At 56.1% G+C, this 25925-nt stretch carries 27 protein-coding genes; 15 read left to right on the top strand and 12 right to left on the bottom strand.

Annotated features, from left to right (window positions below):
* Nucleotides 1-4 precede the first annotated feature (4 nt).
* The 4 genes from ABJL60_RS13155 to ABJL60_RS13170 form a co-directional block, all read right to left on the bottom strand.
* Nucleotides 5-3682, bottom strand: a complete 3678-nt coding sequence (locus ABJL60_RS13155; protein WP_348375884.1) for an efflux RND transporter permease subunit — start codon at nt 3680-3682, stop codon at nt 5-7.
* A 2-nt stretch (nt 3683-3684) separates the two neighbouring features.
* Entirely contained in the window at nt 3685-5148 is a 1464-nt protein-coding gene (locus tag ABJL60_RS13160) for an HlyD family efflux transporter periplasmic adaptor subunit (RefSeq protein ID WP_348375885.1), read from the bottom strand.
* 95 nt (nt 5149-5243) lie between these two features.
* Complete coding sequence (gene moaB, locus ABJL60_RS13165) at nt 5244-5786, bottom strand: molybdenum cofactor biosynthesis protein B (protein WP_348291421.1); 543 nt, start codon at nt 5784-5786, stop codon at nt 5244-5246.
* Nucleotides 5783-6556, bottom strand: a complete 774-nt coding sequence (locus tag ABJL60_RS13170; RefSeq protein ID WP_348375886.1) for a uracil-DNA glycosylase — start codon at nt 6554-6556, stop codon at nt 5783-5785. The genes moaB and ABJL60_RS13170 overlap by 4 nt, the downstream gene beginning before the upstream one ends.
* Nucleotides 6557-6678: 122 nt before the next feature.
* On the opposite strand from ABJL60_RS13170, the gene ABJL60_RS13175 reads away from it, so the two are divergent.
* Genes ABJL60_RS13175 through ABJL60_RS13200 form a run of 6 tightly spaced genes read left to right on the top strand, consistent with a single transcriptional unit; the run spans nt 6679 to nt 11095 of the window.
* Nucleotides 6679-7617 carry an aspartate carbamoyltransferase catalytic subunit gene (locus ABJL60_RS13175; RefSeq protein WP_348291418.1) on the top strand — a complete coding sequence of 313 codons (939 nt, stop codon included), beginning with the start codon at nt 6679-6681 and terminating at the stop codon, nt 7615-7617.
* Nucleotides 7614-8042, top strand: a complete 429-nt coding sequence (locus ABJL60_RS13180) for a hypothetical protein (RefSeq protein WP_348375887.1) — start codon at nt 7614-7616, stop codon at nt 8040-8042. The genes ABJL60_RS13175 and ABJL60_RS13180 overlap by 4 nt, the downstream gene beginning before the upstream one ends.
* Nucleotides 8039-8581: a hypothetical protein gene (locus ABJL60_RS13185; protein ID WP_348375888.1), complete on the top strand. Its 543-nt coding sequence runs from the start codon at nt 8039-8041 to the stop codon at nt 8579-8581. Before ABJL60_RS13180 ends, ABJL60_RS13185 begins: the two co-directional genes overlap by 4 nt.
* Nucleotides 8578-9861, top strand: coding sequence for a dihydroorotase (gene pyrC, locus ABJL60_RS13190; RefSeq protein ID WP_348375889.1), 1284 nt, complete (start codon nt 8578-8580; stop codon nt 9859-9861). Before ABJL60_RS13185 ends, pyrC begins: the two co-directional genes overlap by 4 nt.
* The gene (plsY, locus tag ABJL60_RS13195) at nt 9861-10472 is read left to right on the top strand and encodes a glycerol-3-phosphate 1-O-acyltransferase PlsY (protein WP_348375890.1); all 612 of its coding nucleotides are present in this window, start codon (nt 9861-9863) and stop codon (nt 10470-10472) included. The genes pyrC and plsY overlap by 1 nt, the downstream gene beginning before the upstream one ends.
* Nucleotides 10469-11095 carry a LysE family transporter gene (locus ABJL60_RS13200; protein ID WP_348375891.1) on the top strand — a complete coding sequence of 209 codons (627 nt, stop codon included), beginning with the start codon at nt 10469-10471 and terminating at the stop codon, nt 11093-11095. The genes plsY and ABJL60_RS13200 overlap by 4 nt, the downstream gene beginning before the upstream one ends.
* A 36-nt stretch (nt 11096-11131) precedes the next feature.
* Here the strand turns inward: ABJL60_RS13200 and ABJL60_RS13205 are convergent, their stop codons facing one another.
* Nucleotides 11132-11629, bottom strand: a complete 498-nt coding sequence (locus tag ABJL60_RS13205) for a hypothetical protein (protein WP_348375892.1) — start codon at nt 11627-11629, stop codon at nt 11132-11134.
* A 109-nt stretch (nt 11630-11738) separates the two neighbouring features.
* On the opposite strand from ABJL60_RS13205, the gene ABJL60_RS13210 reads away from it, so the two are divergent.
* The 5 genes from ABJL60_RS13210 (at nt 11739) to ABJL60_RS13230 (ending at nt 14717) form a co-directional block, all read left to right on the top strand.
* A complete protein-coding gene (locus ABJL60_RS13210) occupies nt 11739-12275 on the top strand; it encodes a MarR family transcriptional regulator (protein ID WP_181364400.1) in 537 nt (178 codons plus the stop codon).
* Nucleotides 12276-12306: 31 nt separating this feature from the next.
* Entirely contained in the window at nt 12307-12810 is a 504-nt protein-coding gene (locus ABJL60_RS13215) for a hypothetical protein (protein WP_348291404.1), read from the top strand.
* Nucleotides 12811-12825: 15 nt separating this feature from the next.
* Nucleotides 12826-13182: a hypothetical protein gene (locus ABJL60_RS13220; protein WP_348375894.1), complete on the top strand. Its 357-nt coding sequence runs from the start codon at nt 12826-12828 to the stop codon at nt 13180-13182.
* 28 nt (nt 13183-13210) lie between these two features.
* Nucleotides 13211-14020 carry a fatty acid desaturase gene (locus ABJL60_RS13225; RefSeq protein ID WP_348375895.1) on the top strand — a complete coding sequence of 270 codons (810 nt, stop codon included), beginning with the start codon at nt 13211-13213 and terminating at the stop codon, nt 14018-14020.
* A gap of 115 nt (nt 14021-14135) precedes the next feature.
* Nucleotides 14136-14717: a DUF805 domain-containing protein gene (locus ABJL60_RS13230; RefSeq protein ID WP_348375896.1), complete on the top strand. Its 582-nt coding sequence runs from the start codon at nt 14136-14138 to the stop codon at nt 14715-14717.
* A 20-nt stretch (nt 14718-14737) separates the two neighbouring features.
* Here ABJL60_RS13230 and ABJL60_RS13235 read toward each other — a convergent pair whose 3' ends face one another.
* The 3 genes from ABJL60_RS13235 to ABJL60_RS13245 all read right to left on the bottom strand — a co-directional run bounded on the left by ABJL60_RS13235 (nt 14738) and on the right by ABJL60_RS13245 (nt 17572).
* Nucleotides 14738-16108 (bottom strand): glutamate--cysteine ligase, encoded by a 1371-nt coding sequence (locus ABJL60_RS13235; protein WP_348375897.1) that lies wholly within the window; start codon nt 16106-16108, stop codon nt 14738-14740.
* Between the two features lie 61 nt (nt 16109-16169).
* The gene (locus tag ABJL60_RS13240) at nt 16170-16709 is read right to left on the bottom strand and encodes a hypothetical protein (RefSeq protein ID WP_348291394.1); all 540 of its coding nucleotides are present in this window, start codon (nt 16707-16709) and stop codon (nt 16170-16172) included.
* A gap of 140 nt (nt 16710-16849) precedes the next feature.
* Nucleotides 16850-17572: a 16S rRNA (uracil(1498)-N(3))-methyltransferase gene (locus tag ABJL60_RS13245; protein WP_348375898.1), complete on the bottom strand. Its 723-nt coding sequence runs from the start codon at nt 17570-17572 to the stop codon at nt 16850-16852.
* Between the two features lie 11 nt (nt 17573-17583).
* Here ABJL60_RS13245 and ubiA point away from each other — a divergent pair, with 11 nt between their 5' ends.
* The 4 genes from ubiA (at nt 17584) to ABJL60_RS13265 (ending at nt 22329) form a co-directional block, all read left to right on the top strand.
* The gene (ubiA, locus tag ABJL60_RS13250; protein WP_348291390.1) at nt 17584-18546 is read left to right on the top strand and encodes a 4-hydroxybenzoate octaprenyltransferase; all 963 of its coding nucleotides are present in this window, start codon (nt 17584-17586) and stop codon (nt 18544-18546) included.
* Between the two features lie 75 nt (nt 18547-18621).
* Nucleotides 18622-20523 (top strand): OmpA family protein, encoded by a 1902-nt coding sequence (locus ABJL60_RS13255; RefSeq protein WP_348375899.1) that lies wholly within the window; start codon nt 18622-18624, stop codon nt 20521-20523.
* Nucleotides 20510-20839, top strand: coding sequence for a hypothetical protein (locus ABJL60_RS13260; RefSeq protein ID WP_108827300.1), 330 nt, complete (start codon nt 20510-20512; stop codon nt 20837-20839). The genes ABJL60_RS13255 and ABJL60_RS13260 overlap by 14 nt, the downstream gene beginning before the upstream one ends.
* Before the next feature lie 62 nt (nt 20840-20901).
* The gene (locus ABJL60_RS13265) at nt 20902-22329 is read left to right on the top strand and encodes a GSCFA domain-containing protein (protein WP_348375900.1); all 1428 of its coding nucleotides are present in this window, start codon (nt 20902-20904) and stop codon (nt 22327-22329) included.
* Nucleotides 22330-22336: 7 nt separating this feature from the next.
* Here the strand turns inward: ABJL60_RS13265 and ABJL60_RS13270 are convergent, their stop codons facing one another.
* The 4 genes from ABJL60_RS13270 to uvrC form a co-directional block, all read right to left on the bottom strand.
* A complete protein-coding gene (locus ABJL60_RS13270; protein ID WP_348375901.1) occupies nt 22337-22780 on the bottom strand; it encodes a molybdenum cofactor biosynthesis protein MoaE in 444 nt (147 codons plus the stop codon).
* A 3-nt stretch (nt 22781-22783) separates the two neighbouring features.
* Nucleotides 22784-23029, bottom strand: a complete 246-nt coding sequence (gene moaD / locus ABJL60_RS13275; protein ID WP_348291382.1) for a molybdopterin converting factor subunit 1 — start codon at nt 23027-23029, stop codon at nt 22784-22786.
* Nucleotides 23029-23694 carry a CDP-diacylglycerol--glycerol-3-phosphate 3-phosphatidyltransferase gene (gene pgsA / locus ABJL60_RS13280; protein ID WP_348291380.1) on the bottom strand — a complete coding sequence of 222 codons (666 nt, stop codon included), beginning with the start codon at nt 23692-23694 and terminating at the stop codon, nt 23029-23031. The genes moaD and pgsA overlap by 1 nt, the downstream gene beginning before the upstream one ends.
* A gap of 104 nt (nt 23695-23798) precedes the next feature.
* Complete coding sequence (gene uvrC / locus ABJL60_RS13285) at nt 23799-25673, bottom strand: excinuclease ABC subunit UvrC (RefSeq protein ID WP_348291378.1); 1875 nt, start codon at nt 25671-25673, stop codon at nt 23799-23801.
* Between the last annotated feature and the right edge of the window lie 252 nt (nt 25674-25925).

Raw genomic sequence — 25925 nt, forward strand, 5'->3', positions numbered from 1 at the left:
AAATTCAGGTTTCGCGTTGCCGCAAAGACCGCTGCTGGAACGCCATCAGCTGATAGATGGCCGCAAACATGAGATAAACAACCAACACCAGCTGCGCGACGCCAACCACAAACAAGACCATCGCCAACGGCATTTGCGCCACGTCGGCCAAACCGGGAAACACCGCTAGAAATTGTGGGGGCAAAGCACCGGTGACCATCACAACCCCGATGGTCAGCGCACCCCATACCGCAATGACACCCCACATCGTCCGCAACGTCCAAGCCAATCCCGTCGCGCGTGATCCAACGCCCCGACGCATGGCAGCTATCAATCGTCCCACATCGTTCTGAACGGCGATCAACGATGGCACAACAAGCAGCACCAGAACCATGCCAAATCCAAGACCGTAGACAAGCGTGATGATTGTCGGCTTCAAAAACTGCGCTTGCTGGCTTTGTTCATACAACAGCGGGGCCATACCCAAAACCGTCGTCAGCGTTGTCAGCAACACAGGCCGCAAACGGTCCGCTGCCCCATCGATGATGGACGGGACCAAACCACGGTCTTTGGCATATTCATCAATGGATGTGATCAACACGATGGAATCGTTGATGATAATACCTGTCATTCCAAGAAGGCCCACAACGGTGAACATGCTCAGCGGCACATCCCACAGATGATGCCCGTAAATGGTGCCCACCAAGCCGAACGGAATGATGGCCATGACAACCATAGGCCGCGTCCAACTGCCAAACACCCAGGACAACACCAGATAAATGCCCGCAAGACACAATATCAGCCCCGTCAAAGCGTCGCTCAAAAATGTGCTTTCCTGTTCACTCAAACCGGACATCCGCCACTCAACCTGCCGCTCCGAGGCGATTTTGGGCAGGATGTCCTCTTGTAGAGCGCGGGTGACTTCGGCCGCACGGGCCGGGTCGTCTTCCGAAATATCGCCTGTCACCGATATCAACCGCACGCCGTTCTCGCGGCGTACCGTGCTAAAGCCTGTGCGCCGCTCAACGCTGACAATATCCGCCAATGGCACATAAGCGCCGGTGGGCGTGCGCATTTGCATACGTTCCATGAAATCAGCCGTCAGTTCACCATTTGGCAGCTCAACACGAATGGTCGCTGACCGTGGGCCTTCGGGAAACGTCGCGGCCTCGATCCCGTTCAATCGGCTACGCAATGCGCGTCCCAGCATGTCGATCGTAAAGCCCAAAGATTGCCCCTGAGGCGTCAAATCAAGGATCAGTTCCTCTTTGTCATAGGCCAGATTGTCCTGCATGGCGCTGACTTCGGGATATTGCCCCAGCGCCTTTTGCATATCCTGAGAGGCCGCTTTCAAAACGTCCGTATCTGCGCCAAAGAACTGCACACTCAGGCTGTCGCCCCCCGGCCCGGACCGCCACGACCGGAAACTGACCGTTTCCACCAAGGGATGCCGCACCACCATGTCCTGAAGTTCTGCCACGAAAGCAAAACTGGAATAGGGGCGCAAGTCGGCGTCGATCAATTCGATCGAAATGCCACCCAACAAATCTGCGTCTTTGGTTTCGACACCGGACAACCCGCGCCCCGCATTGCCGCCGATTTCTGCCATGATGTAATCCAAAGGATTGCGCCCGTGCCGCTGTTCATAATCCGCGCCGAGGCTTTCCGTGGCCCTTTGGAACTCACGCATCATCTCAAGCGTATCATCGCGTGTGGCGCCTTCGGCCATGGCGAAATTGCCTGTCACCGAACCGCGTTCCGGCGCGTTGAAAAAGCGCCATTTCACGTCGCCGCTGATGAACAACACAACCTGCGACGCCAACACGACGCAAACCCCCGCCAGCACAACGTAACGTGCGCGTACAACGCCCGCCATGAAGGGGCGGAACAGGTGCTTGCGGACCCATTCAAATCCGTGGTTGATCACAACAGACGGCGTGTCGATGCCATGTGTGCCAATCGACGCCACAACGCTTGCCTTGCGGTGCCGTCCCATAATCAAAAACACAACTGCAGCGCCCACAATCACGTAATAGGCTTGCGCCGCGCCGGTTTTCAGCAACGCCAAAGCCCCACCTTCAAGCGCGTCTACGTCCGTCAGATATGTGTAAAGCCCATGGCCCGCCACAAACAAAGCTGCCGTCAAAGCCACCAGAACTGCGATGGACACGACAAGTCCAATCAGCAACTTCAAGCGACTGAACCTTGGGCCCTGCCCGCTTTTGGCAAGCGCATGTGACATGTGGTTGGGCAAGATCAAAAAACACTCGATGAGGGATGCGATCAGCACCGCGATCACCGTGAAAGGAATGTCGCGTATCAGATCCCCGAAACGTCCGCCCACGGCCACAAGGCCAAAGAACGCAATCACCGTGGTCAAGGTTGCGGCGAACACCGGCATCGCCATCCGTTGGGCCGCGCGCTCGGACGCCTCTACGGGTGTTTCGCCGTAATGTCGCGCCCTGTGGTCGGCATGTTCGCCCACCACAATGGCATCATCCACGACAATACCAAGCGTGATAATCAGACCAAACAAGCTGATCATGTTGATGGTCAAACCGCCCAGCCACATAAAGGAAATCGCCGCCATCAACGCCACAGGAATACCGGCTGCGACCCAGAACGCGGTCCGTGCGTTCAGAAACAAAAACAGCAATGCCACGACAAGCCCCAAACCGACCAATGCGTTATCCACAAGCAATTCCAACCGTGACGAAATCGCTTCGGCGCGGGTGCGGATCAATTCAACCGTGACATCACGCGGCAAGGTACGTTGCATCGCGTCGGCGACTTCTTGCACCTTGGCTTGCATCTTGATGGCGTCGCCAGTGTTAGAACGGTCCACACGGATCGATACCGCAGAGTTTTCATCCACAAAGTAAGTGCGATTACGGTCGACCCCTTGGCGCAAAACAGTTGCCACATCACCGATCAACAGTTTGCTGCCATCGGGGTTTGAACGCAGCACAATGCCAGCGATTTCCTCAGCAGTGCGTTTTTGTGTGCCCGTTCGCACCCGCGCATTGGCACCGGTCACATCGCCTGCGGGATCCGCGTTGACTTCGCCTGCGATGGCCTCGGCGATTTCAGACATCGTGACATCGCGCGCGATAAGTTGCGCGGTCGGCACTTCCACCATGACTTGCGGGGCCGCAATGCCGCGGATCGTGGTGCGGGTCACACCCACTGAAAACAGTCGCGTGACAAATTCGTCAGCAAACAGGCCCAGTTGCTCGGGGGCAATTGGGCCTGTGATGACAACATCCGTCACCCTGTCGCGCCACGCGCTGCGCACAACCTTGGGGTCTTCTGCGTCATCAGGCAATGTCGTGACCGCATCCACCGCAGCCTGCACGTCGTCAGCGGCCCGGGCCATGTCCCAGCCGGGCGCGAATTCCAGCGAAATGACGCCAGTGCCTTCGCGCGATGTGCTGTCGGAACTTTCGACCCCTTCCACCATCAGAAGGCTGGGTTCAAGCACCTGAACAATACCTGCATCCACATCCTCGGCCCCTGCGCCGTCCCAAATCGTAGTAACGCTCACGTTGTCCAAAATGACATCGGGAAAGAACTGGGCGCGCATATTCGGGATAGAAGCCATCCCCGCCACCAGCATCACCAGAAGCAACAGATTGGCTATGGTGCGATGCCGCACAAAATAGGAAAGTAATCCACCAGCCGCTTTGGGGATAGGTCGGGCCATGCTTAGCCCCCCATCCGGCTTTCAATGCGTTTGATCATCTGTTCCGGCACCAATGGCTCTGACAACCGCGCCAAAACGCGTGCTTTTGCCGCCTCTGGCATACGTGTGCTGCCTTCGATGAAGGCCACCAGTTTTGCGCGGCGGTCATCGCTAAGTTCAACCATCGCGGGGGATGTAGGGGCAACTTCCCCGTTTTTTGCTTTGCGCAAGGGCGTCACGGCGATGCCCGCACCCAACAAGGGTGATCGTGCTTCAACCACTTCGCGCCCCGCAAGGCCGTCACCGCGCACCAATACATCATCGCCCTGGCGGCGCACCAACGTCACGGACAATGCTTCAAGGCGGTCACCATCGCCAAGCACCAAAACAGTTCCAGATGCATCCAAAGCAGAGGCAGGCAAACGCACAACATTTTCCACAGCCGGTTCACGCACTTGCACAGTTGTGAAATCGCCCGGTTTGAAGCCCACTGCATTTTCAAGCCGTGCGAAAACCAAACGGCCAGTTTGCCCTTCACCGGCTGTGACGCTGGCACGGCTGATCCGGCCGGTTGCTGTCAAATCCACGCCAGAAACATCAAGAACCGCAACAACATCGGCACGGATCAATGCACCCGACGCATCCAAAAGCCGCGAATACTGTGCCGTGGACACCCGAAACGATACCTCAAGCGCGTCTGGATCGACCAGATCCGCCAACTTTTCGTTGTTGTTGACCAAACGCCCTTCAACCACGTTGGTGGCGCTTAAAGTGCCAGCAAACGGGGCCGTCAGCGTGGTGTCCTCAAGCCCCCGCGTGGCTTCGGCCAGTGCGATATTGGCCCGTGACAAAGTGGTTTCGGCCTGATCAATGCGGGCTTCGGCCTGTGTCATGACCTGTCTACGCGCCAACACCGCCTGACGGGCTGACGAGGCTGCCAGTTCAGCGGTTTCCACAGCGGCAGCCGTTCCAACGCCGCGTGTCACCAGATCTTGCTGACGTTGAAACGCGCGTTGTCGCAATTCGGCCTGTTCTTGGGCAGCAGCCTGTTCATCGCGGGCCAAATTCAACGCTTTTGCAGCATCACGGGCTTCGGCCTGTGCATCTGCAATGTCTGCACGGACACGGTCCAGCGCCGCTTTGGCATCGGCCGGGTCAATGCGGACCAGTTCCTGTCCCTCGACCACAGCGCCGCCGTCTTCAAACGCTTCGGCCAATGCAATCACCCGCCCACTGGCGGCCGCGCGCAATTCAAGGGTGCGTCGGCTTTGCACTTCCCCAAACGCTTCAAGAACGGGTGTTTCTATGCCCAACAGCGCATCCACCAGATTGACAGCAAAGACGCGCTCGCGGGCGGGCGGCACACGCTTTTCGACGCCAATTCTGGCCTGAACTGCACCATTCACCAGAAAAACGGCATAGGCCATCAGCGCCAGCGTCATTGACGCCAGAAGCATGCCTACCAAACTTCGCCCTAGAAACCGCATGTTGTATTCCTTGCGCACCAAAGTGGCGCGTGTGTCCTATAACTTAGTTTGCCTTGCTGAAATACCAAGGCACATACGTGAAACGCACGTATGTGTTATTTCCGTCGCTGGTGTTCGTCCAAGCGCGGTAAAATTTCAACAAAATTGCAGGGGCGATGGCGGTAATCCAACTGTCGCACAAGAATTTCGTCCCATGCATCTTTGCAGGCCCCCGGGCTTCCGGGCAATGCAAACAGGTATGTTCCGGCCCGTACGCCGCCTGTCGCACGGCTTTGGACCGCGCTGGTGCCGATCTTTTGCATGCTCACAATTGTGAAGACGGTCCCGAAGGCATCGATCTCTTTTTCATAGACGTCACGGTGCGCCTCAACTGTGACATCGCGCCCCGTCAGCCCTGTGCCGCCCGTCGAAATCACAACGTCAACCGTTGGGTTGTCACACCACGCACGCAACTGTTCCGCGATCTGGTCACGCTCATCCGGCAACACCAAACGGTCGGCAACGACATGTCCTGCACTTTCGATACGCGCCACCAACGTGTCGCCAGACCTGTCCTGATCCAGACCACGCGTGTCAGAGACCGTCAAAACAGCGATACGCACGGCGATAAACTCCGCGCTTTCATCAATGCGGCTCATGAGTGCAGCCTCGCTTTCAAACTTAAAAGATCCGCCCAAGCCTCGCGTTTGGCGATGGGATTGCGCAACAGGTAAGCGGGGTGAAACATCGGCAGAGTTGGCTTGCCACAGGCCTCTGCCCAATCGCCACGCAATCGGGTGATGCCCTTCTTACCAAGCAACGTCTGACACGAGATGTTGCCCATAACGACCAGAACATCGGGATCTGCCAAAGCGATGTGCCGTTCAAGGAAAGGTTTCATCATGGCGATTTCATCGGGTTTCGGGTCACGGTTTTGAGGCGGTCGCCAAGGTAATACGTTTGTGATGTAGACCGATCCGGCGATGCGGCTAAGGTCAATCGCATCCAGCATCCGGTCCAAAAGCTGTCCGGCGCGGCCCACAAATGGCCTGCCTTCGCGGTCTTCGTCCCGCCCTGGCGCTTCGCCAATGATCATGACGCGCGCAGACGGGTCGCCATCCGAAAAAACCAAGTTGCGTGCGCCGCGTTTCAGATCGCAATGTTCGAACCCTTGCATCGCGGCTTTTAATCCCGGCAAATCGACAGCCTGCTGTGCCACCATCTGGGCCACCGCGGATACATCTACCGTCGCTGCAGGCGCAGGTATCCCCTTGGACGGGGTTTTCTGTTTTACAGCAGGTTCCGGTTTGGCCAGACGGTCCGGCAAAGCATAACGGTCAACCGGGGCATCACAGATCGCTTCATCTGCGCCCAGCTCAATCTGCCACGCCAACAAAGCCGCCGCCGAATGAAAGTCTTGTGATTCCATTTCGCCATCCTACGCCCCACAAGGCAAAGACAAAACGCCCCAAGCTTGTTCTAATCAAAAATACTCAATTGCCGCAGCACCCGCCCCACACTATAACGCCTGAAATATCCACGAGGTTGCCCATGACATTTCTCCATCGCCATCTTCTGGGGATCGAACAATTGCGGCCAGATGACATCACGGCCCTGCTGGATCTGGCTGAGGAATATGTGTCGCTGAACCGCGGCGGGCACAAACACTCTGACGTGTTGGCGGGTCTCACCCAGATCAACATGTTCTTTGAGAATTCAACGCGCACGCAAGCATCCTTTGAGCTGGCTGGCAAACGGTTGGGGGCCGATGTCATGAACATGGCCATGCAGGCGTCCTCTGTCAAAAAGGGCGAGACGCTGATTGATACAGCCTTGACCCTGAATGCCATGCACCCCGATTTGCTGGTGGTGCGCCATCCCCATTCCGGTGCGGTGGATTTGCTTGCACAAAAGGTAAACTGCGCCGTTCTGAATGCAGGTGATGGCAGACACGAACACCCGACCCAAGCGCTGCTGGACGCGCTGACCATCCGCCGCGCGAAAGGGCGCTTGCATCGTTTGTCCATCGCCATCTGCGGCGACATCGCCCACAGCCGTGTGGCGCGGTCCAACATCATTTTGTTGGGCAAAATGGAAAACCGCATCAAGCTGATCGGTCCCCCCACCCTGATGCCTTCCGAAATCGAACACTTCGGCGTCGAAGTGTACGACGATATGAACGAAGGGCTGAAAGATGTAGATGTGGTGATGATGCTGCGTTTGCAAAAAGAACGTATGGATGGCGGGTTCATTCCGTCCGAGCGCGAATACTATCACCGCTACGGGCTGGACGCCGAAAAACTGGCACATGCCAAAGACGACGCCATCGTTATGCACCCCGGCCCCATGAACCGCGGTGTCGAAATCGACGGTGACATCGCCGACGACATCAACCGGTCTGTCATTCAGGAACAGGTGGAAATGGGTGTGGCCGTGCGCATGGCTGCGATGGATTTGTTGGCCCGCAATCACAAAGCGCAACCTGCATGACAGGCACGCCTGTGCATATCTGGACGGCGTCCCCACGCGCCTTTGCCCTGCGCTGTCTGGCCTTGTTTGCTGTCACCTTCGCGCTGTTGTTGCCCGGAGTGCCCTTTGTTGGCGGGCCTCAGGCCCTGCTGGCGGCCCTGTGCTTGTCGCTAATCTATATGTTTGTTCTGGATGACTTCGCTGAATGGCGGACCCACAAGAACGCCACATGGACACTGACCCCCAATGCCCTGCTGTACCAGAACCCGATGGATGATCTGGACACCCATCAGGTGTCGTTGATGGATATCACAGCCGTGAAGCCCCGCTTTTGGTGGGACGTTGTTTTGCGCCTGTCTGATGGGCAGGCTGTGACCATGCGCTATATCGAAAATCCGCGCCAAACGCGTGATTTGATCCAAAGCACGAAAGACAAAATGGCATGACCAATGATCTGACCATACAGGCTGCAGAAACCGGACGATTGCGTTTGTTTGCCGTCAATCTTGATGCAAAGGCTATGGCAGAGTTAAACAACGCCGAACCGGAGGCGATTGGCCTTATGTTGGGTGTCGACGATCTTGACCCGACATACATGGAGCTTGTGCGTATCGAAGACCTGTCAGAGCTTGGGTTGATGGGGTACCTGCGCGAAGGCTACGATCTGGGCGACGATGTTCTGGGCGCTGACCGCACCAAGCTTGCCGCGTTGCGCGGCCATGTTCTGATTGTGCTGTCACTTGCGTTTCAAGGCCATGCCGTCACCTTGCCCAAACGCGCAGACCTGACTTTGATCGCGACCTACAACACCCATGGGCCGGACTGGAGCCAAGGCATGGCCCTAAGCACCCCCAGCGCCGAGCCGTATTCCGGACCACCCGCCAAGAAACGCCCGTCGGATGCCGCCATGTCCGGCCGCATCGCCACCTTCGCGCTGCTGTTCATCTTCCTTTTCACCGCCGTTTTCATTTGGATCGCCGCATGACCACAACTTTGTTCACAAACGCCAAATTGATCGATCCAGAGGCCACAACCGAAACCTTCGGTGCGCTTTTGATAAAAGACGGACACATCCACACTGTATTTGATGATCCCGCGCCCTCCGTGCCTTCGGACGTGGTTGTCGATTGCGCGGGCAAGTATTTGGCGCCCGGCATTGTCGATATGGGTGTCAAAGTATGCGAACCGGGCGAACGACACAAAGAAAGCTACCGTACAGCCGGATTGGCGGCCGCTGCGGGTGGCGTCACAACCATGATCACCCGTCCCGATACCGATCCCGCCATCGACAACCCGGAAACGCTGGAATTTGTCATTCGCCGCGCCCGGGAAATGGCGCCTGTCCATGTGCATCCCATGGCCGCACTGACCAAAGGGCGGTTGGGGCGCGAAATGACTGAAATCGGGTTCTTGATGGATGCGGGCGCCATCGCCTTTACCGATTGCGACGCCGTTGTCACGAACACCAAGGTGTTGTCGCGGGCCATGACCTATGCGCGGTCTTTGGGGGCATTGGTGATTTGCCACCCCCAAGAACCGATCTTAAGCGCTGGCGCTGCTGCCACATCCGGCAAGTTTGCGTCATTGCGCGGACTGCCTGCCGTATCACCAATGGCCGAGCGCATGGGGCTGGACCGTGACATTGCCATGGTTGAAATGACCGGTGCGCGGTACCACGCAGACCAGATCACAACCGCCCGCGCGTTGCCTGCTTTGGAACGCGCCAAAGCCAACGGGTTGGACATCACGGCAGGTACGTCCATTCACCACCTGACGCTGAACGCCCTTGATGTTGCCGATTACCGGACCTTTTTCAAACTCAAACCGCCCCTGCGCGATGAGGACGACCGGTTTGCCATAGGCGAAGCCGTGGCCAGTGGTTTGATCGACATCATCAGTTCGATGCACACCCCCCAAGACGAAGAAAGCAAACGCCTGCCATTCGAAGAAGCCGCCAGCGGGGCCGTGGCTTTGGAAACCTTTTTACCCGCCGCCATGCGCCTTGTGCATTCCGGCGCAATCGCGTTGCCCGTGTTGTGGCGCGCCATGTCGCTCAATCCTGCAAAGCGTTTGGGATTGGCATCGGGACGATTGGCGAAAGATGCCCCGGCCGACCTTGTGGTGTTTGACGCCCATGCCCCATTTTTGATGGATCGAACGACCTTACGGTCAAAATCGCGCAACACCCCGTTTGACGGGGCGCGGATGCAGGGTAAGGTTCTTGCGACCTACGTTGATGGAACAGAAATTTTTAAGGCCGCATAATGCCATTCATCGAAAACAGTTTGACGCTTTTGGCTCTGTGGGCCGTGATTGGCTATCTTTTGGGGTCCATCCCTTTTGGCATGGTGATTGCGCGTGTCATGAACCTTGGCAATTTGCGTGACATCGGGTCTGGCAATATCGGTGCGACAAACGTGCTGCGGACCGGCAACAAGACCGCCGCCGCTTTGACCCTGGTTTTCGACGCCGCGAAGGGGGCCGTGGCGCTATTGCTGGCACGCCACTTTGTCGGCGAGGACGCCGCACAGATCGCAGGCATCGCCGCGATGATCGGGCATTGCTATCCCGTTTGGTTAAAATTCGCAGGCGGCAAAGGTGTTGCGACATTTATCGGCATTATGCTGGCATTGACGTGGCCCGTTGGCATTGCGTGCTGTGTCGCGTGGTTGGTCGGGGCCGCAACGACGCGGATTTCCTCTATGGGTGCCCTTGTGTCTGCCGCAGCTTCAACGTTTTTGCTGACCTTCATGGGGGCGCCCACTGCCCTTTTGATGGGTATCGTGCTGACGCTGCTGATTTTCTGGCGGCACCGTGCGAACATCTCTCGTATTCGCGCAGGCACTGAGCCGAAGATCGGACAAAAACAGGCATGATCGACGGTATCAACCTTCCGTTGATTTTGGGTGCCGCATTTTTGGCCTCTGCATCACCCGGCCCTGCCACATTAACCATTGCGGGAACTTCGATGGCGTCCGGCCGTCGGGCGGGATTGGCTTTGGCGTCCGGTGTCACGACGGGATCATTGATCTGGTCGATCGCGGCGGCTTTCGGATTGGGCGCTATAATGCTGGCCAACACCTGGGCTTTTGAAACCATTCGCTATGCAGGCGCTGCGTATCTGATGTGGCTAGCTTTCAAATCGGCGCGGTCTGCGTGGTACGGCGCAAAATTGCAGGCCCCTGAGTTGACCCGAACCACCCCCGCGCGGGCCTATGCCAAAGGATTGGCGTTGCATTTGACCAACCCCAAGGCGGTGTTGTTCTTTGGCGCACTCTATTCCATCGGTGTGCCCCCCGGAACGGATGTTTCAGCCTTGATTACGGTCATTGTCGCAATCGGCATCCAAAGCTTTGTCATGTTTCATGCGTATGCTTTGATCTTTTCTTCCGCCCCAATGACGGCGGCCTACACCCGAATGAAACGGGGTTTTGAAACAGTGTTTGCTTTGGCTTTTGGCGCCGGCAGTTTAAGCATTCTGACGGCCCGATTTGGGTAGGTTTCGGGATTCTTCAGCATATAGACATGTGGGGCGTTACCAAAGCGGGCTAAGGGCTTTTACAGCCTGACGCAAAATGTTTTGCGCCTGTGGCAGTTCAGTGGCGTCTTGTGGCCCCTCAACATACCCTGCCAACAAACTGGCCCCTAGCGGCGTGACGAATTCGTAGATCATGTCGTCTTGTTCCAATGAAAAGAACCCGGGCGCTTTCAGATCAAGACATCGGCCGGATTGATCCGCTGCCAAATCACGGCACAAAGCCTTGCGTCCCGCCATGTACAAGTCCATCGGGCGCGTAAAATCAGACCCCTTTGTATAGTCGTCGATCTGGCGCAGCACCACTGTCACCACCTGCGCGCAGGATGTGCATTGCATTACTGTCTGGTTTGTTGTGTGTGTTGTTTGCCACTGGCCGATCTGCCCAAGCCCTTTTGCCAATACTTTACGTGCGCGGTCCATATAGGGGCTTTCCCATTGGGCGGACGCAGCCATTGGTAGAAGGGCAAAAATAGCAGTGCATAAAAATTTCATCATGCGTGTGACCTTGGGCTTAAAGTCCTGAAGATCAAGTGAAAGAAAAAACTTGCGCGGACAGTCTTGTCTGTTATTTCTGTCATTACAGAAATTTAGAAAGAGATTCGCGATGCACCTGACCCCTGCCATGCAAGATTTTATCCTTCATTGGGGGGATATGGGTGCAAAATGGGGCACCAACAGGTCTGTCGCACAAATCCACGCATTGCTGCATATCTCGCCCGATCCCCTAAGCGCAGACGAAATTTGCGAGTTGTTGAATCTGGCCCGGTCCAATGTATCCAACGGCCTGAAAGAACTGCAAAGCCTGCGCATGGTGAAATCAAGCCGCAAACTGGGGGATCGTCGTGATCACTTTCATTCGGTGCGTGACATGTTCGACCTGGTCAATACCGTGATCGAAACCCGCCGCGAACGCGAATATGCCCCGACTTTGGCCGCCCTACGCGACGTTCAAAAACAAGCCGAAGACGACGCCACACCCGCAGCTGTCAAGCAGCGCTTCAAAGAGACCTTGGACACGATGCAGATGTTTGACGACTGGTACACCGAAGTGTCGCGCCTGCCCCGCGCCGTGCAATTGACCGTCATCAAACTGGGTGCAAGCGTCGCCCGTTTTTTGCCAAAGGGCAAATCAAAGGGCTAACGCCTAAAAATTTTGGAGTTTAATTTCTCTCATGACAGAAATGACCGTAAATAACGACCCAATCAGAGCCGCGCATACCAGCGTGCCCTCCAGTCCAAAAGGCTATTTCTGGATGCCAAGGCACCGCCCCCCACGGTATCTTGTGGATCCGGTGGCCTTCGTCATAGCACTTATCGGCGGCCCCCTTTTGATCACGGCTGCCACCTTCTGGATGTTGTTTATTCCTGTTGGCGCTTTGATCATGGGCGGTCCGGTGTATCTGGTGATCGGCACCCCCTTGTTGCTGATTTACCTGCGCAACAACGCAGGCGATACCAAAGGCGTCATGCAATTGTCCCTGTTTGCCGTGCTGGGCCTGTGTGTCGGTGGCGGCATCATATCGCTGATCCTTGCAGGGTCTTCCGCCATCGGCCTGATCGCCGGCCTATCCGTTTTCGCAGCCATCTTTGCCCCCCTTTGGGCTGGCGGTTTTGGCTGGATTTACTTCAAACTGCGCAAAGATATGTATGCGCAGCCTCTTCCCACCCACTTCTGAGCGAAAGGAAACACCATGCTCATTCTTATTCTCAGCTATATTCTGATTGCCTTTGGCGGCGTTATTGCCTTGGCCAGCATGATTTTACGGATCGGCACTTTGATGGGCGATTGCCCGATAACCGCCGCCCGCGCCAAAACTGCATCGCTGACCATTGCAACCGGATTTGCAGCCATCGGCGCAGGCGGCGTTATTCTGATCGGCGCGGCCATCCCAGTGCTGCAACAAGAACCCGCAGCTGCGTTGATGATTGCCCTTGGCTTTGCAGCCCTAAGTCTGGGTCTTGGATTTACCCACGCTGTCGCCACTTTGCGGGCCGTGACCCTGCCCCCGGAACCAGTAAAGATGCAAGCCGAGGTTGCACCTGCATAAAACAACAACAGTAAAGAGGACCCCACCCATGGCACATTCAGAGCAACCCCCCAAAGGCGTTCACTGGCACGATCTGACCCAGTTCGGCCCCTTGGACACCCTAAAGGAACTGACATTGTGTTTGCCGTGGTTGGGTGCCTCTTTTGTTTTGTACGCAAGCCCCTTGTGGATGATCGGCCCCTTTGCCAGCTTCATGTTCTTTCTATGCGCCTTGCGTCTCAACCACGAAGCCATCCACGGCAATTTAGGCCTGAGCCGTGGCGGCGACAGCATCGTGATGCATGTTCTCAGCGCCATAATGCTAGGATCAAACCATGCCGACGCCTTTTGCCACCTGAAACACCACAAACACAACATGGGCGAAGACGATGTTGAGGGGCGCTGCGGTCACATGACCTTTTGGCAGGTGCTGAAATATGGGCCGCGCTTTCCGGTGGACTTGAACAAGGCTGCATGGCGCAGTGGATCACGTTATTGGCGGCGCGAAATGGTGTTGGACTGGGTTTTCGTTGCGAGTTTTGTTGCGCTTTGTCTTGGGGTCGGTGCCCGCTTTTTGCTGTTGCACCTTGCCGCGATGGCGATTGCGCAATGCCTGACTGCATTGTTTGCGGTCTGGATCACCCACCAAGGCACCCATGGGTCGGGACTGGCGGGACGCAGCCAAAGAGGGATCATGGCGAAGGCCGCTTACTTGATGCTGTATCATCGGGAGCACCACTTGTTTCCGCGGGTGCCTGTATGTCACCTACCGGCTTTGGCCGACCGTTTGGACAGTCAGGTGGCAGGGTATGCGCAATCGCGCCAACCCGTTGTCCCACTTTGGGATAACGCAGGCTGACGTCTAAACACGTTGCAGCATTGCTAAAATTATCGCGAAAATGGACGCACCCTGCCCCATTTTCGCCCTATCCACATCGCCATACTGACATTCAAAGCAATGTAGGGAATGAGCCATGATGGGACCACTTGCGGCGGTCAATTCCGTCTTTTCGAAATTCTTCAAAATTATGGGACGTGCCAGCCGCGCAGAATATTGGTGGTATATCGGTTTCTACGTTGTCGTTATGATTGCGGCCGTCAGCTTCGATGTCTGGTCATTGGGCACTGCTGGCGTCGTAGGCAAATTGTCATACAACCCGTTTGACTATTTCAGCACATACTGGCTTTTGATCAACTTTGTTCCGTCCATAACCGTGACCGTGCGTAGGCTTCACGATGCCGGTTTTTCGGGTTTCTTCTTTTTGCTGTATTTCGTGCCATTCATTGGCGGTTTGATGGTTTTCATCATGATGCTTTTACCATCCAAACCAGACACCAATATCTACGGGCCACCGCCCCATTTGCCAGGCTCCGGCACCAATCGCCGGATGTCCACTGACCGATCAGGGACCGCACGCGCCCATGACCCGATGCAAGGCTATGCCGTGTTGGACCGGATCAACGAAAAACCAACACCCGAGGTCATCGCCGCCCGTAAGGAAGAGGTGCGCGCCCTTTATGAACAACGCGTTTTGGGCAGACCCGCGCCAACATAGGGCGCGGGCGACGCGACCGATCAGTAGCTGTATTCTGGGAACACGCGCGTCAGATCACCATTCCAATCACCATTGTAGTGGTCCAAAAGCTCGTCTGCGGGGGTTTTCCCGCTTTCGATACTTTCGTGCAAAGCGTTCAGGAAATGCGTCTCATCGGGAACCATCCCGCCAGCCCCTGCACGTGCACGGGCTTTCAGGCCCGCGTCACTTAGGGCCACGGCTTCACGCGCCAAATCGTGCATGTTGATGTTGCCAACCTGTGCTTGCAGCCCATCTTCGGATGCGGCCACACGCAACGCTTCGCGCGTTTCAGCGTCCCAACCTTTGCAAATGTCCCACGCGGCATCCAGCGCACCTTGATCATACATCAGACCCACCCAGAAAGCGGGCAAAGCGCACAAACGACGCCACGGGCCGCCATCTGCCCCGCGCATTTCCATATATTTCTTGATGCGGGCCTCGGGGAAGGCCGTTGTCAGATGGTCGGCCCAGTCAGACATCAACGGCATTTCACCGGGCAAGGCCGGCAGTTCGCCTTTTAGAAAATCACGGAAAGACATGCCAAGCGCGTCGATATATTTGCCGTCGCGATAGACAAAATACATCGGCACATCGAGGGCGTATTCCACGTACCGTTCAAACCCCATGCCGTCTTCAAACACAAAGGGCAACATGCCGGTGCGGGCCGGATCAAGATCACGCCACACACGGCTGCGCCATGACTTATGGCCGTTGACCTTGCCTTCAAAAAACGGCGAATTGGCAAACAAAGCTGTGGCAACAGGCTGCAAGGCCAAGGCGACGCGCAGCTTTTGCACCATGTCCGCCTCAGACCCGAAGTCCAGATTGACCTGCACGGTACATGTCCGGCGCATCATGGTCGTGCCCATGGTGCCGACCTTGTTCATATAGTCGTTCATCAAACGGTAGCGGCCCTTGGGCATCAAAGGCATTTCGTCGTGGGTCCAGATCGGTGCCGCACCCAAACCGATAAAACCCACGCCGACTTCATCCGCGATGTCTTTGACTTCGCGCAGGTGGGTGTTGACCTCGTCGCAGGTGGCGTGGATCGTCTCGACAGCAGCGCCGGACAATTCCAACGCGCCGCCCGGTTCCAGCGACACATTCGCGCCGTCTTTTTCCAGACCTATCAGGTGGCCACCTTCTTCGACGGGGGACCAGTCATAGCGGTCACGCAAACCTGACAAGACTTTGACGATCGACCGTTCGCCTTCAAAGGGCAACGGCTTCAGTGTGTCTTTGCAGTAGCCGAATTTTTCATGCTCTGTGCCAATGCGCCAGTCTTGCTTGGGCTTGCACCCCGAAGACAGGTATTCTGCAAGCTGGTCGTGATGCTCGATCAAACCGCCACCGGATTGAGGGATAGACATGGGCTGGCTCCTTGCCGCGCTTATTCAAGAGGTTCAGGGATGGTATCAATTTCCAGAACTGTCAATGCAGCCGGGCATGGGGTGGACGCAAGGGTTGTTTTTCCCAGATCACAACGGCTTGATTGGGCGACCGCGTGCCGCCCTTGGTCAGCTCTGTCAGCATGCGTTCGGTTTGAAGCCCCGGAAGGCGCGCAAACGCATCAAACAACGCATCGGCCCCTTCGGCATTGACCGGAATAAGCAACGCCGGCGTGTCGCTGGCGTCCAAACGCCAATGGGCAGGGGTCAGGGCGCGGTCCAGCGTCAACCGCTGCAAGTCTGCGACGGCCGCGGCGCCACCGGTCAAAGGGCCAAAGTAGGTAATTTGCCCTTCATCAACCTGCACAGCGCCCGCACCACCCGCCCCTGTGCGAAACCGGGCACGTTGCACGCCAACCCAGATCAAAACGGCAGCGATCATCAACAACGGGTAGCCCATCAGCTGCAAAAGCCCCGGCCGCCCGAACAGCCACAATGCCGCCAGCGCCAAAACGGCCACCCCCACCAAGGCTTCGCGCCAACGGCGCAGCGCAGTGGCGGCTTCTGGTCTAATGAAACTCATAGCGATTGCGTCCCGTAGATGTTGTTACATCCAAAGTGGGGCCAATGCGCCGCAAGATCAATGGCGCCGCACCCTTATGGGGTCTTCTGATCCAAAATATTCAAGACACCAGACCCATTTGAAACAGCTTCAACAGGTGTCTACGTCCAATCCCCAACTGCGCTTTGCCACAGGGTCATCGCCGCAACCACAGCTGTATCCGCGCGTAAAATACGGGGGCCCAATTGGGCGACGTGGGCACATTCCATCGCACGCAGCTTTGTGCGTTCAGCCGCTGAAAACCCGCCTTCCGGCCCGATAAATATAGCCCACGGTCCTGTCCCACCCGAAAACGGCGTCGGTGGATCATCTGCTGTCGCCTCGTCACAGAACATGATTCGGCGGGGGCTCTCCCATTGGGCCAAAAGACGGTCAAATCGCAGCATTTCTGTCACTTCAGGAACGAAAGTGCCGCCGCATTGCTCAGCGGCCTCAATAGCATGCGCTTGCAAACGTTCGCGTTGGATACGTCCCGCATTGGTATATTCGGTTTGCATGGGCAGAATGCGCGCGGCCCCCATTTCGGCAGCTTTTTCCACGATAAAATCTGTTCGCGCTTTTTTGATCGGGGCAAAGACGAGCCACAAATCTGGCGGCATCTTCAGCAGTTTGGTGTTTTGCAACACCTCCAAAGTACCACCACGTTTGCCGGCCTTTGTCACTTGCGCCAAAAATTCGCCATGCACACCGTCAAAGACAAGCACCTGCGCCCCCATACCAAGGCGCATCACACCAAAAAGATAGTGCGCATGGTCACGCGACAATTCAACCGATTGCCCTTGGGCCAGCGGCGGGTCTAGAAAGAGGCGAATTTTTGCAGTCATGGATCCCTTTTATGCAAGACAAAGCGCCCGCGCCAGATGGTCAAGTGGCCGATGCCGTAAAAGACAATTGGGTCGATGTATATGCACCTGAATGGACGCGGCCCTATTTGCGATTGTCCCGGGCTGATAGGCCCATCGGCACATGGTTGCTTTTGCTGCCATGCTGGTGGGGGCTGGCCTTGGCCATGCTGTATACGCAAACCGCCAGTTGGATGGATGCATGGATCGCCTTGGGATGTGCGTTGGGCGCGTGGCTGATGCGCGGCGCGGGCTGCACATGGAACGACTTCACGGACCGCCACATCGACGCAGAAGTCGAACGCACACGGTCGCGGCCCATTCCGTCCGGTCGGGTGTCTACAAAAAGCGCTTTGGTGTGGATCGCCATTCAATGCCTGTTGTCATTGGGTATTTTGCTGACCTTCAATCAAGCGGCCATCGCCTTGGGCGTGTTGGCGTTGCTGCCAGTGGCCGTTTACCCCTACGCCAAGCGCTTCACATGGTGGCCGCAGGTCTTTTTGGGGCTGGCCTTCAATTGGGGGGCATTGCTGGCATGGACTGCACACACGGGATCACTGGGCGCCCCTGCTGTTGTGCTGTATCTTGCTGGCATCGCTTGGACGTTGTTTTATGACACCATCTATGCCCATCAGGACATCGAAGACGACGCGTTGATCGGCGTCAAATCAACCGCGCGTCTGTTTGCGGAAAAAACCCCGGACTGGTTGCGCAGGTTTCTGGCCGCCACCGTCGGGCTGATGGGCATTGCCGCAATCTTTGCAGCGCTTCCAAACGCGTCCCCCCTGGCTATGGCGTTGGCGCTGGCCGCGCCATGGGCGATGGGGTGGCATATGGCGTGGCAATTGCGCGGTCTCGATATTGGCGATCCAGCAAAGTGCATGCAGCTGTTTCGCGCCAACCGCGACACAGGCGCAATTCCGCTGGTCTTTTTTCTCATAGCGCTCATGGTTTGATTGAAAGACCGACGCACAGGGCGTATCACCAAAGACAAGAGCGATCCCAAGACCAAAAGAGCCTGAAAAACGCACATGCGACTGTCTTCTCTCATCATCGTTGCCGCAACCTTTGTCGGGGCCGCTGCTGTGTCATTGGTGGCTGCCAACTTTTCCGTCAAACTGATTGAAGAAACATCAGAAATTGGTGTGCGACAGGCCTTGGACGACGCCAAAATGCCATGGGCCGAAGTCGCAGCGGACGGGTTGCAAGTCACTTTGTTGGGCATTGCACCAAACGAAGCCCGCAGGTTTTCCGCCCTGAGCACCGCGGGCACAGTGGTCGATGCTGCCCGCGTGATTGACGCCATGGAAGTCGAGGCAATGGCCGCCATTGCCCCTCCGCGGTTCTCCGCCGAAATTCTGCGCAACGACGCAGGGGTGTCGATCATCGGCCTGATGCCGACGGCCACAGACCGCGACGCCATCATCGAACGCTTTGCAGCCATGAGCGACGACGCCTCTGTCACGGACCTTATCGAGACGGCAGATTATCCAACCCCGGACGGATGGACCGATGCGCTTGGATTTGCGCTGACCGCAATGGAACAATTGCCGCGATCAAAGGTGTCGGTAGAAGCGGGCCGCGTGTCCATCACGGCCATCACACAAAGCGCCGACGCCAAAGCACAGCTTGAGGCACGCCTCAACCGCGCAGCGCCCCCCGGTTTGGGCCTGTCGCTGGACATTGCGGCCCCCCGCCCCGTTATCACACCATTCACTTTGCGCTTTTTGATCGACGACAACGGGGTGCGCTTTGATGCGTGTTCCGCAGACACAGAAGCTTCTCGGACCCAGATTTTGCAAGCCGCCCTCAAGGCGGGCCACACCGGGTCCGGGCGATGCACCGTCGGCATGGGCGTTCCAAGCCCGCGTTGGTCAGAAGCCGTGGAAAAATCGATAAGCGCCTTGGCGGAAGTGGGCGGCGGGTCTGTTACGTTTTCTGACGCAGACGTCACCTTGATTGGCCGCGAAGGCGCTAGCCAAGCGACCTTTGACAAAGTCATGGGCGAACTTGAAAACGATTTGCCAGATGTCTTTGCCCTTTACGCAAAACTGCCTGAAACCGTGGACCCGAATGTGGGGCCGCCGGAATTCATCGCCACGCTTAGTCCGGAAGGCCAGGTGCAACTGCGGGGCCGGTTGTCCGATGAAAACCTGCGCACTGTGGCCGACAGCTATGCAAAAGCGCGGTTTGGATCAGACAGGGTTTACGTTGGCACCCGTGTCGTGGAGGGCCTGCCAAACGATTGGGCCACCCGCGTTCTGACCGGATTGGAGGCGCTGTCCGGCCTCAGCAACGGCGCAGTCACCGTGTCGCCCACATCTATTTCCGTGCGCGGCAATACCGGCAACAAAGATGCAAACGCGAAAATCGCGACATTGCTGTCGTCCAAACTGGGCGAGGCGGAAGACTTCATGATTGACGTGACCTATCAGGAAAAACTTGATCCTGTGGCCAATATCCCAACACCCGACCAATGCGAGGCGCAAATCGGGGACGTGCTGCAAACAGGGCAAATCAGCTTTGAGCCGGGAAGCGCAACAATTGATGCGGCATCCCTGAGCACGATGGACGATATCGCTGAAATCTTGAAAGTCTGCGGCGATATGCGTTTGGAAGTGCAAGGCCATACAGACAGCCAAGGCCGTGCCGAAATGAACCTGGCCCTAAGCCAAAGCCGCGCCCAGTCCGTTCTGAATGAACTGCGGGCACGGCGCGTCCTGACATCATCCTTTTCAGCCAAAGGTTACGGCGAAACGCGCCCGATACAAGACAATGACACCGAAGAAGGGCGCGAAGCGAACCGTCGTATCGAATTTCGTCTGATCCGCCCCAATCCAACGGAACCCGAGCCTGAATCTACGCTAGATTCTGTTGCCGAAACGGGCAATACAGGGCCTGCAACAGAAGGGACATCCGATGAGCAGAACTGAGTTTGTTATCGCAACTGCGATCATTCTGTTTGTGGCGTTTTGCCTTGGATGGTTTGCCAACTGGCTGATCCATCGCTTTACCCGCGTGGCGGCAGGCGATGTGGCCCAACTGGACCGTATGAGCCAGGAGTTGCATGAGGCCGAAGAGACCCGCGATCAAGCCATCACATACCTTCAACAGCGCGAAGCGGAACTGACAAACCAGCTCAGTCAGACCGAAGCGGAATTGCGTGCCGCGATGGAAGGCCTTCGCGATGCGCGGCATGAGGCCGAAGAACTGCGTGGCTACATTGAGCGGGTGACACAGGGAACCTAACCGCCCCTTTTTTATGAACCCCGCAAACACGTCATTTAGATGCAAATACGGGAAAAACACTGATGACAGACAAACCCACCCTTGAACAACTTTGGGCGCAGATGCGTGCTTCGGAAGTGTCAAATTGGGATGATGTGTCACCACGCCTTTACGATCAATGCGCCCCCTCTATTCAACCGCGTTTCAAGGTCCCAGCACGCAGCAGTGTCTTTACGATAGGCAGCTGTTTTGCCCGCAACATCGAAGAAAACCTTGGGCAACTGGGCTATGATTTGCCTATGCTCCGATTTGAATTGCCCCCTGAGGAAAAAATCAACAGCCGCGCGGCAAACATCGTCAATAAATACACCCCGCCCGCGATCTATCAGGAGGTCAAATGGTGTTACGACATTGCCAAAAGGGACGGCATCGTAAATTGGGCCGACTGCGAGGCCATCGCATTCGAAAAAGACGGCATGTATTACGACACGGCGACCCACGGGCGTTATCCGCTGAGCAAAGAGCGCATGTTGGAGCGACGCCAACACATCTTTGATGTGTTCAAGACAATGTTTCAGACAGATTGCGTCGTGATCACCCTTGGCCTAACAGAAGTGTTTCGCGATGTGGAACGTGATCTTTACGTGTCCAATGCCCTCGTCGCTATCGGTCCACTGCGCCGTGCCTTGGGTGAGCGGCTGGAATTTGTAGATCTCGACTTCGAGACCTCATTGGGGTTTGTACGTGGCGCACTTGATCTGATCTGGGATATGAATCCGGACGCCAAAATCCTGATCACTGTCTCGCCTGTCTCAGCCAAAGCCACGTTTAGCGGAGACGACATAATTCTGGCGTCGATGCGGTCCAAGGCATTGCTGCACACAGTCATTACCGAAGTCATTCGCAATGAGCCGCGCGCAGGTTATTTCCCCGGATTTGAACGCATTATGTTGACCCGCAGCTGGGATGTTTTCACCCCCGACCTACGCCATGTGTCCGACTTTGCCGTCAAAGGCGTGGTTGCCCAATTGGTTCAAACCTACTTTGAAGTGGATGCAACGCAGCGGCAGGACTTTGAAGCCAAGATCGCGTCAGCGCATGATGCTGAAGTCATCTTCAACAGCAATCTAATTGAAGGCACCGCAGCATTGGAGGCAGAGGATTTTGAAACCGCCGAAGCATGCGGTCAGATCGCTTTGGAACAAGCCATACGCAATCGCGACATCAACAATGGCGAATTGCGCGCATTGCGGATCATCGACGCCGCCATCACCGCGCGGTCTGATTGGGTTGCCAGAGACGTCGTGCTCACCCGCATGATAGATCTGCGGCCCCATTGCGTTGCCTGGATCAAGCTTGCGTACAACAACTACCGTCTTCAACGATATGACCAGCTAAAATCCAACATAGACATGGCAAAAGAAACACTACCCGACGATCATCCAAGCGCCGCCGCCCAGATCGAAAAGCTGACGGGATACTGGAAAAAAGCCACCGGAGCGGCGCACTAAAAGGTTTTTACCAACGCTTTAACGCGTTTTCGTCATCATCCTTTGCAGCAACCCACTGCGCACTGCGCGCCGTTATTTCGCGTTTCCAAAACGGGGCACGGGATTTTAAAAAATCCATCAGGTATTCGGCGGCCTCAAAAGCGTCTTTGCGATGTTTGGACGCTGTACCGACCATCATAATCATCTCCCCCGGTGCAAGCCGCCCATAGCGGTGAATCACCAAAGCATCTGCCAAAGACCACCGGTCCATGGCCCTAGCGGCCATTTCGGCAAGCGCTGATTCTGTCATGCCCGGGTAGTGTTCGATTTCCATGACCTTCAAGCGCTCCTCCGGCACATCGCGCACAACGCCTGTAAAGGTGACGACAGCCCCCACATCCTGATGGCCGGCAGAAAAACGTGACACTTCCTCTCCCACATCAAACGGGTCTTCCTGAACCAAAATACGCATGATTTATCCCCCCGTCATCGGAGGGAAAAAAGCGACCTCGCGGGCCCCTTCCAAAGAGGCGTCAAAATCCGTGAGTTCCTGATTCACCGCCACGCGCAGCGCCGACAGATCCGCGAATGCAGCGGCGTATCTGTCTTCACGGCCTTTCAGTTCCTCGACCAGCTCAGCCACAGTCGCAGCGTCGGTCTCCAGTGTTTCGCGTGGCCGACCGATGCGTTCGCGCACCCAGGCGAAGTACAAAATATCCATCAGTCTTCATCCTTAAGATGCGGTATCGCTTTTTTCAGGTAATCAATCCCGGTGATCAAAGTCAGTGCCGCTGCAATCCACAGCAACCACAAGCCGAGCGTTCCGGCCCATTGCATGCCTTGGAACTTCCATCCAAGGCCCAATTCATCGGTTAATTCGCCATTCAGGATCGCAACCACCATGTCATCGTCCATGCCCCACGTCGACATCCCGAAATAATGTTCGAACACGCCTTGTGAAAACAGCACTGCAATCGCCACCATCTGGAATGTGGTTTTCCACTTCGCAAGCGGGGTCACTTTCAAAGTGCCTGCCGTATCCCCCAGAAATTCCCGCAGGCCCGACACAAAGACTTCCCGAAACAGAATGACCGTCGCCGGCAGCACAAGCCATGCCTGCCAGCTGGAAAAGCCGATAATCACCATAAGCGCGATCACCACCATGGCTTTGTCTGCAATCGGGTCCAGCATCGCCCCGAGTTTGGTTTCCTGTTGCCAGTTTCGCGCCAAATACCCGTCGAACCAATCCGTAATCGCAGCACTTACAAACAGGATCAACGCGAACCAATCCGCGTAAGGCCGTGTGAAGTACAAAAACATCACGGCCACCATAGGTGCGGCCCCGAGACGGATCAGCGTCAGGATATTTGGAATGGTCCAGTTCATGTGTCTAGTGTTAACCTTTGTTCATGGGCGGGGAAAGGGGCGTTGCCCCTCGGCCTATGGCCTCACCCCAGGATATTTTTGGCGAAAAGAAACATGCGATACGATTACCCTTCCTGAAAGAAGTCATAGACCTTTTGCGCCAAGGCCGCCGAGACCCCTTCGACGGCTTTCAGATCGGCAAGGTTTGCGCGGCTTACGGCCTTGGCAGACCCGAAATGGGCCAAAAGTGCCCGCTTTCGTGCCGCGCCAACACCGGGCACATCATCCAAAGGTGTGGCGCCCACCGCCTTGGCCCGTTTTGCGCGGTGTGTTCCGATTGCGAATCTGTGCACTTCGTCGCGCAACCGTTGGATAAAGTATAAAACCGGATCGTTATGTCGCAAAGCAAAGGGGCGCTTTCCTGTGCGGTAAAATTCTTCTTTGCCTGCGTCGCGGTCAATCCCTTTGGCCACCCCGACCATCGGGACATCCCCCACACCGTATTCAATCATGATTTCACGGACAGCGCTGACCTGCCCCGCCCCACCGTCGATGAGCAGCAGATCCGGCCACATGCCTTTGCTGCGATCGGGGTCCTCTTTCAGAAGCCTTTTGAAGCGGCGCGTTAGCACCTCTTTCATCATACCGAAGTCATCGCCCGGTGTGAGATCATCGCCTTTGATGTTGAATTTACGATACTGGTTTTTCATGAACCCATCGGGGCCCGCCACAATCATCCCTCCCACCGCATTGGTGCCCTGAATATGCGAGTTATCATAAGCTTCGATGCGTTGGGGCGGCGCGTCCAGATCAAACGCTTCTGCCACGCCTTTCAACAATTTGGCCTGTGTCGCGGTTTCCGCCATTTTGCGTGCAAGGCTTTCGCGCGCGTTGCGCAATGCGCCATCGATCAATTCGGCTTTTTCACCGCGTTGTGGCACCAGAATTTCAACTTTGCGGCCCGCTTTAATTGCCAGCGCTTCTGCCATCAAATCCGGGTTTTCGAGATCATTGGACAAGATCAGTTGACGCGGCGGTTCGCGCACATCGTAAAACTGGCCAATGAAGGCTTCCAGCGCTTCCGCCGCATCCACGTCTACGCCAACACGCGGGTAATAATCGTGATTGCCCCAGTTCTGGTTGGCCCGGATAAAGAAGACCTGCACACAGGCCTGCCCCCCTTCCAGATGCAATGCAATGATGTCGGCCTCTGACACGCCGCGCGGGTTCACGCCTTGGGCGGTTTGCACTTGGGTTAGGGCTTTGATGCGGTCACGCAGCGCAGCGGCGCGTTCGAATTCCATATCATCTGAAGCCTGCGCCATTTCGCCGGCCAGTTTGGCCTGAATGTCCGCATTCTTGCCGCTTAAGAATTTCTCGGCGTCTTTGACCGTTTCGCGGTATGCATCCGGGGTGATTTTGCCAACACACGGCGCAGAACAGCGTTTGATCTGATACTGCAAACACGGACGCGTGCGGCTGTCAAACATCGCATTGGAACAATCGCGCAGCATAAACACCCGTTGCAATTGATTAAGCGTACGGTTGACAGCACCTGCGGACGCAAAGGGGCCATAATAGGCACCTTTTTCCTTCTTGGCACCGCGGTGTTTTTTGATTTGTGGGTAATCGTGTTCCGCAGTGACCAGAATGTTGGGAAAGCTTTTGTCATCGCGCAGCAGCACATTGAACTTCGGCTTGAGCTGTTTGATCAGGTTCTGTTCCAGCAACAGCGCCTCTGTTTCGGTGCGCGTCGTCAAGAACATCATCGACGCTGTCAGGGAAATCATGCGTGCAATGCGGCCCGAATGGCCGGACGGTCTTGCATAGTTACTGACGCGTGCACGAAGATTACGGGCTTTTCCAACGTATAGAACGCGGCTTTCGCTGTCCAACATGCGGTACACACCGGGGGAGCCATCGATCGTCTTGAGATACCCCTGAATGACATCATGGCCTGTGGCTATCTGGGGTTGTGCAGCGTCGATTTCAGTCGCCATGTGAGTCGCTCGATTCTCTGGTTTGGCTGCAATGTAGTGCAGACCGTAGCAACAGTTAACATACCCACTGTTCCTGTGGATAACTCTGCCGATAACTTTTTCACAGTGGGAGATTTTCGTTAGTTTTGAAGGATTTCATGGATTTGCCTGTTTTTTAGGCACATATGTAACCAATTGATTTATATGTGTTTTTTATTTTTGTCATTGCAAATAATTGAAAACATTAAGTTTTTAGTAACAAATTTGTAACGA

The sequence above is a fragment of the Ascidiaceihabitans sp. genome (assembly GCF_039986515.1).
GTDB lineage: Bacteria > Pseudomonadota > Alphaproteobacteria > Rhodobacterales > Rhodobacteraceae > Ascidiaceihabitans.

Excerpts from the sequence above, each read along its gene's own strand:
- moaB (WP_348291421.1), bottom strand. The coding sequence starts at position 5,786 with ATGAGCCGCATTGATGAAAGCGCGGAGTTTATCGCCGTGCGTATCGCT.
- ABJL60_RS13215 (WP_348291404.1), top strand. The coding sequence starts at position 12,307 with ATGACAGAAATGACCGTAAATAACGACCCAATCAGAGCCGCGCATACC.
- ABJL60_RS13265 (WP_348375900.1), top strand. The coding sequence starts at position 20,902 with ATGACAGACAAACCCACCCTTGAACAACTTTGGGCGCAGATGCGTGCT.
- pgsA (WP_348291380.1), bottom strand. The coding sequence starts at position 23,694 with ATGAACTGGACCATTCCAAATATCCTGACGCTGATCCGTCTCGGGGCC.
- ABJL60_RS13155 (WP_348375884.1), bottom strand. The coding sequence starts at position 3,682 with ATGGCCCGACCTATCCCCAAAGCGGCTGGTGGATTACTTTCCTATTTT.
- ABJL60_RS13240 (WP_348291394.1), bottom strand. The coding sequence starts at position 16,709 with ATGAGTTTCATTAGACCAGAAGCCGCCACTGCGCTGCGCCGTTGGCGC.
- ABJL60_RS13230 (WP_348375896.1), top strand. The coding sequence starts at position 14,136 with ATGATGGGACCACTTGCGGCGGTCAATTCCGTCTTTTCGAAATTCTTC.
- ABJL60_RS13260 (WP_108827300.1), top strand. The coding sequence starts at position 20,510 with ATGAGCAGAACTGAGTTTGTTATCGCAACTGCGATCATTCTGTTTGTG.
- ABJL60_RS13255 (WP_348375899.1), top strand. The coding sequence starts at position 18,622 with ATGCGACTGTCTTCTCTCATCATCGTTGCCGCAACCTTTGTCGGGGCC.
- ABJL60_RS13225 (WP_348375895.1), top strand. The coding sequence starts at position 13,211 with ATGGCACATTCAGAGCAACCCCCCAAAGGCGTTCACTGGCACGATCTG.
- moaD (WP_348291382.1), bottom strand. The coding sequence starts at position 23,029 with ATGGATATTTTGTACTTCGCCTGGGTGCGCGAACGCATCGGTCGGCCA.
- pyrC (WP_348375889.1), top strand. The coding sequence starts at position 8,578 with ATGACCACAACTTTGTTCACAAACGCCAAATTGATCGATCCAGAGGCC.
- ABJL60_RS13245 (WP_348375898.1), bottom strand. The coding sequence starts at position 17,572 with ATGACTGCAAAAATTCGCCTCTTTCTAGACCCGCCGCTGGCCCAAGGG.
- ABJL60_RS13205 (WP_348375892.1), bottom strand. The coding sequence starts at position 11,629 with ATGATGAAATTTTTATGCACTGCTATTTTTGCCCTTCTACCAATGGCT.
- ABJL60_RS13220 (WP_348375894.1), top strand. The coding sequence starts at position 12,826 with ATGCTCATTCTTATTCTCAGCTATATTCTGATTGCCTTTGGCGGCGTT.
- ABJL60_RS13180 (WP_348375887.1), top strand. The coding sequence starts at position 7,614 with ATGACAGGCACGCCTGTGCATATCTGGACGGCGTCCCCACGCGCCTTT.
- ubiA (WP_348291390.1), top strand. The coding sequence starts at position 17,584 with ATGCAAGACAAAGCGCCCGCGCCAGATGGTCAAGTGGCCGATGCCGTA.
- ABJL60_RS13270 (WP_348375901.1), bottom strand. The coding sequence starts at position 22,780 with ATGCGTATTTTGGTTCAGGAAGACCCGTTTGATGTGGGAGAGGAAGTG.
- plsY (WP_348375890.1), top strand. The coding sequence starts at position 9,861 with ATGCCATTCATCGAAAACAGTTTGACGCTTTTGGCTCTGTGGGCCGTG.
- ABJL60_RS13175 (WP_348291418.1), top strand. The coding sequence starts at position 6,679 with ATGACATTTCTCCATCGCCATCTTCTGGGGATCGAACAATTGCGGCCA.
- ABJL60_RS13160 (WP_348375885.1), bottom strand. The coding sequence starts at position 5,148 with ATGCGGTTTCTAGGGCGAAGTTTGGTAGGCATGCTTCTGGCGTCAATG.
- ABJL60_RS13185 (WP_348375888.1), top strand. The coding sequence starts at position 8,039 with ATGACCAATGATCTGACCATACAGGCTGCAGAAACCGGACGATTGCGT.
- ABJL60_RS13170 (WP_348375886.1), bottom strand. The coding sequence starts at position 6,556 with ATGGAATCACAAGACTTTCATTCGGCGGCGGCTTTGTTGGCGTGGCAG.
- ABJL60_RS13235 (WP_348375897.1), bottom strand. The coding sequence starts at position 16,108 with ATGTCTATCCCTCAATCCGGTGGCGGTTTGATCGAGCATCACGACCAG.
- ABJL60_RS13210 (WP_181364400.1), top strand. The coding sequence starts at position 11,739 with ATGCACCTGACCCCTGCCATGCAAGATTTTATCCTTCATTGGGGGGAT.
- uvrC (WP_348291378.1), bottom strand. The coding sequence starts at position 25,673 with ATGGCGACTGAAATCGACGCTGCACAACCCCAGATAGCCACAGGCCAT.
- ABJL60_RS13200 (WP_348375891.1), top strand. The coding sequence starts at position 10,469 with ATGATCGACGGTATCAACCTTCCGTTGATTTTGGGTGCCGCATTTTTG.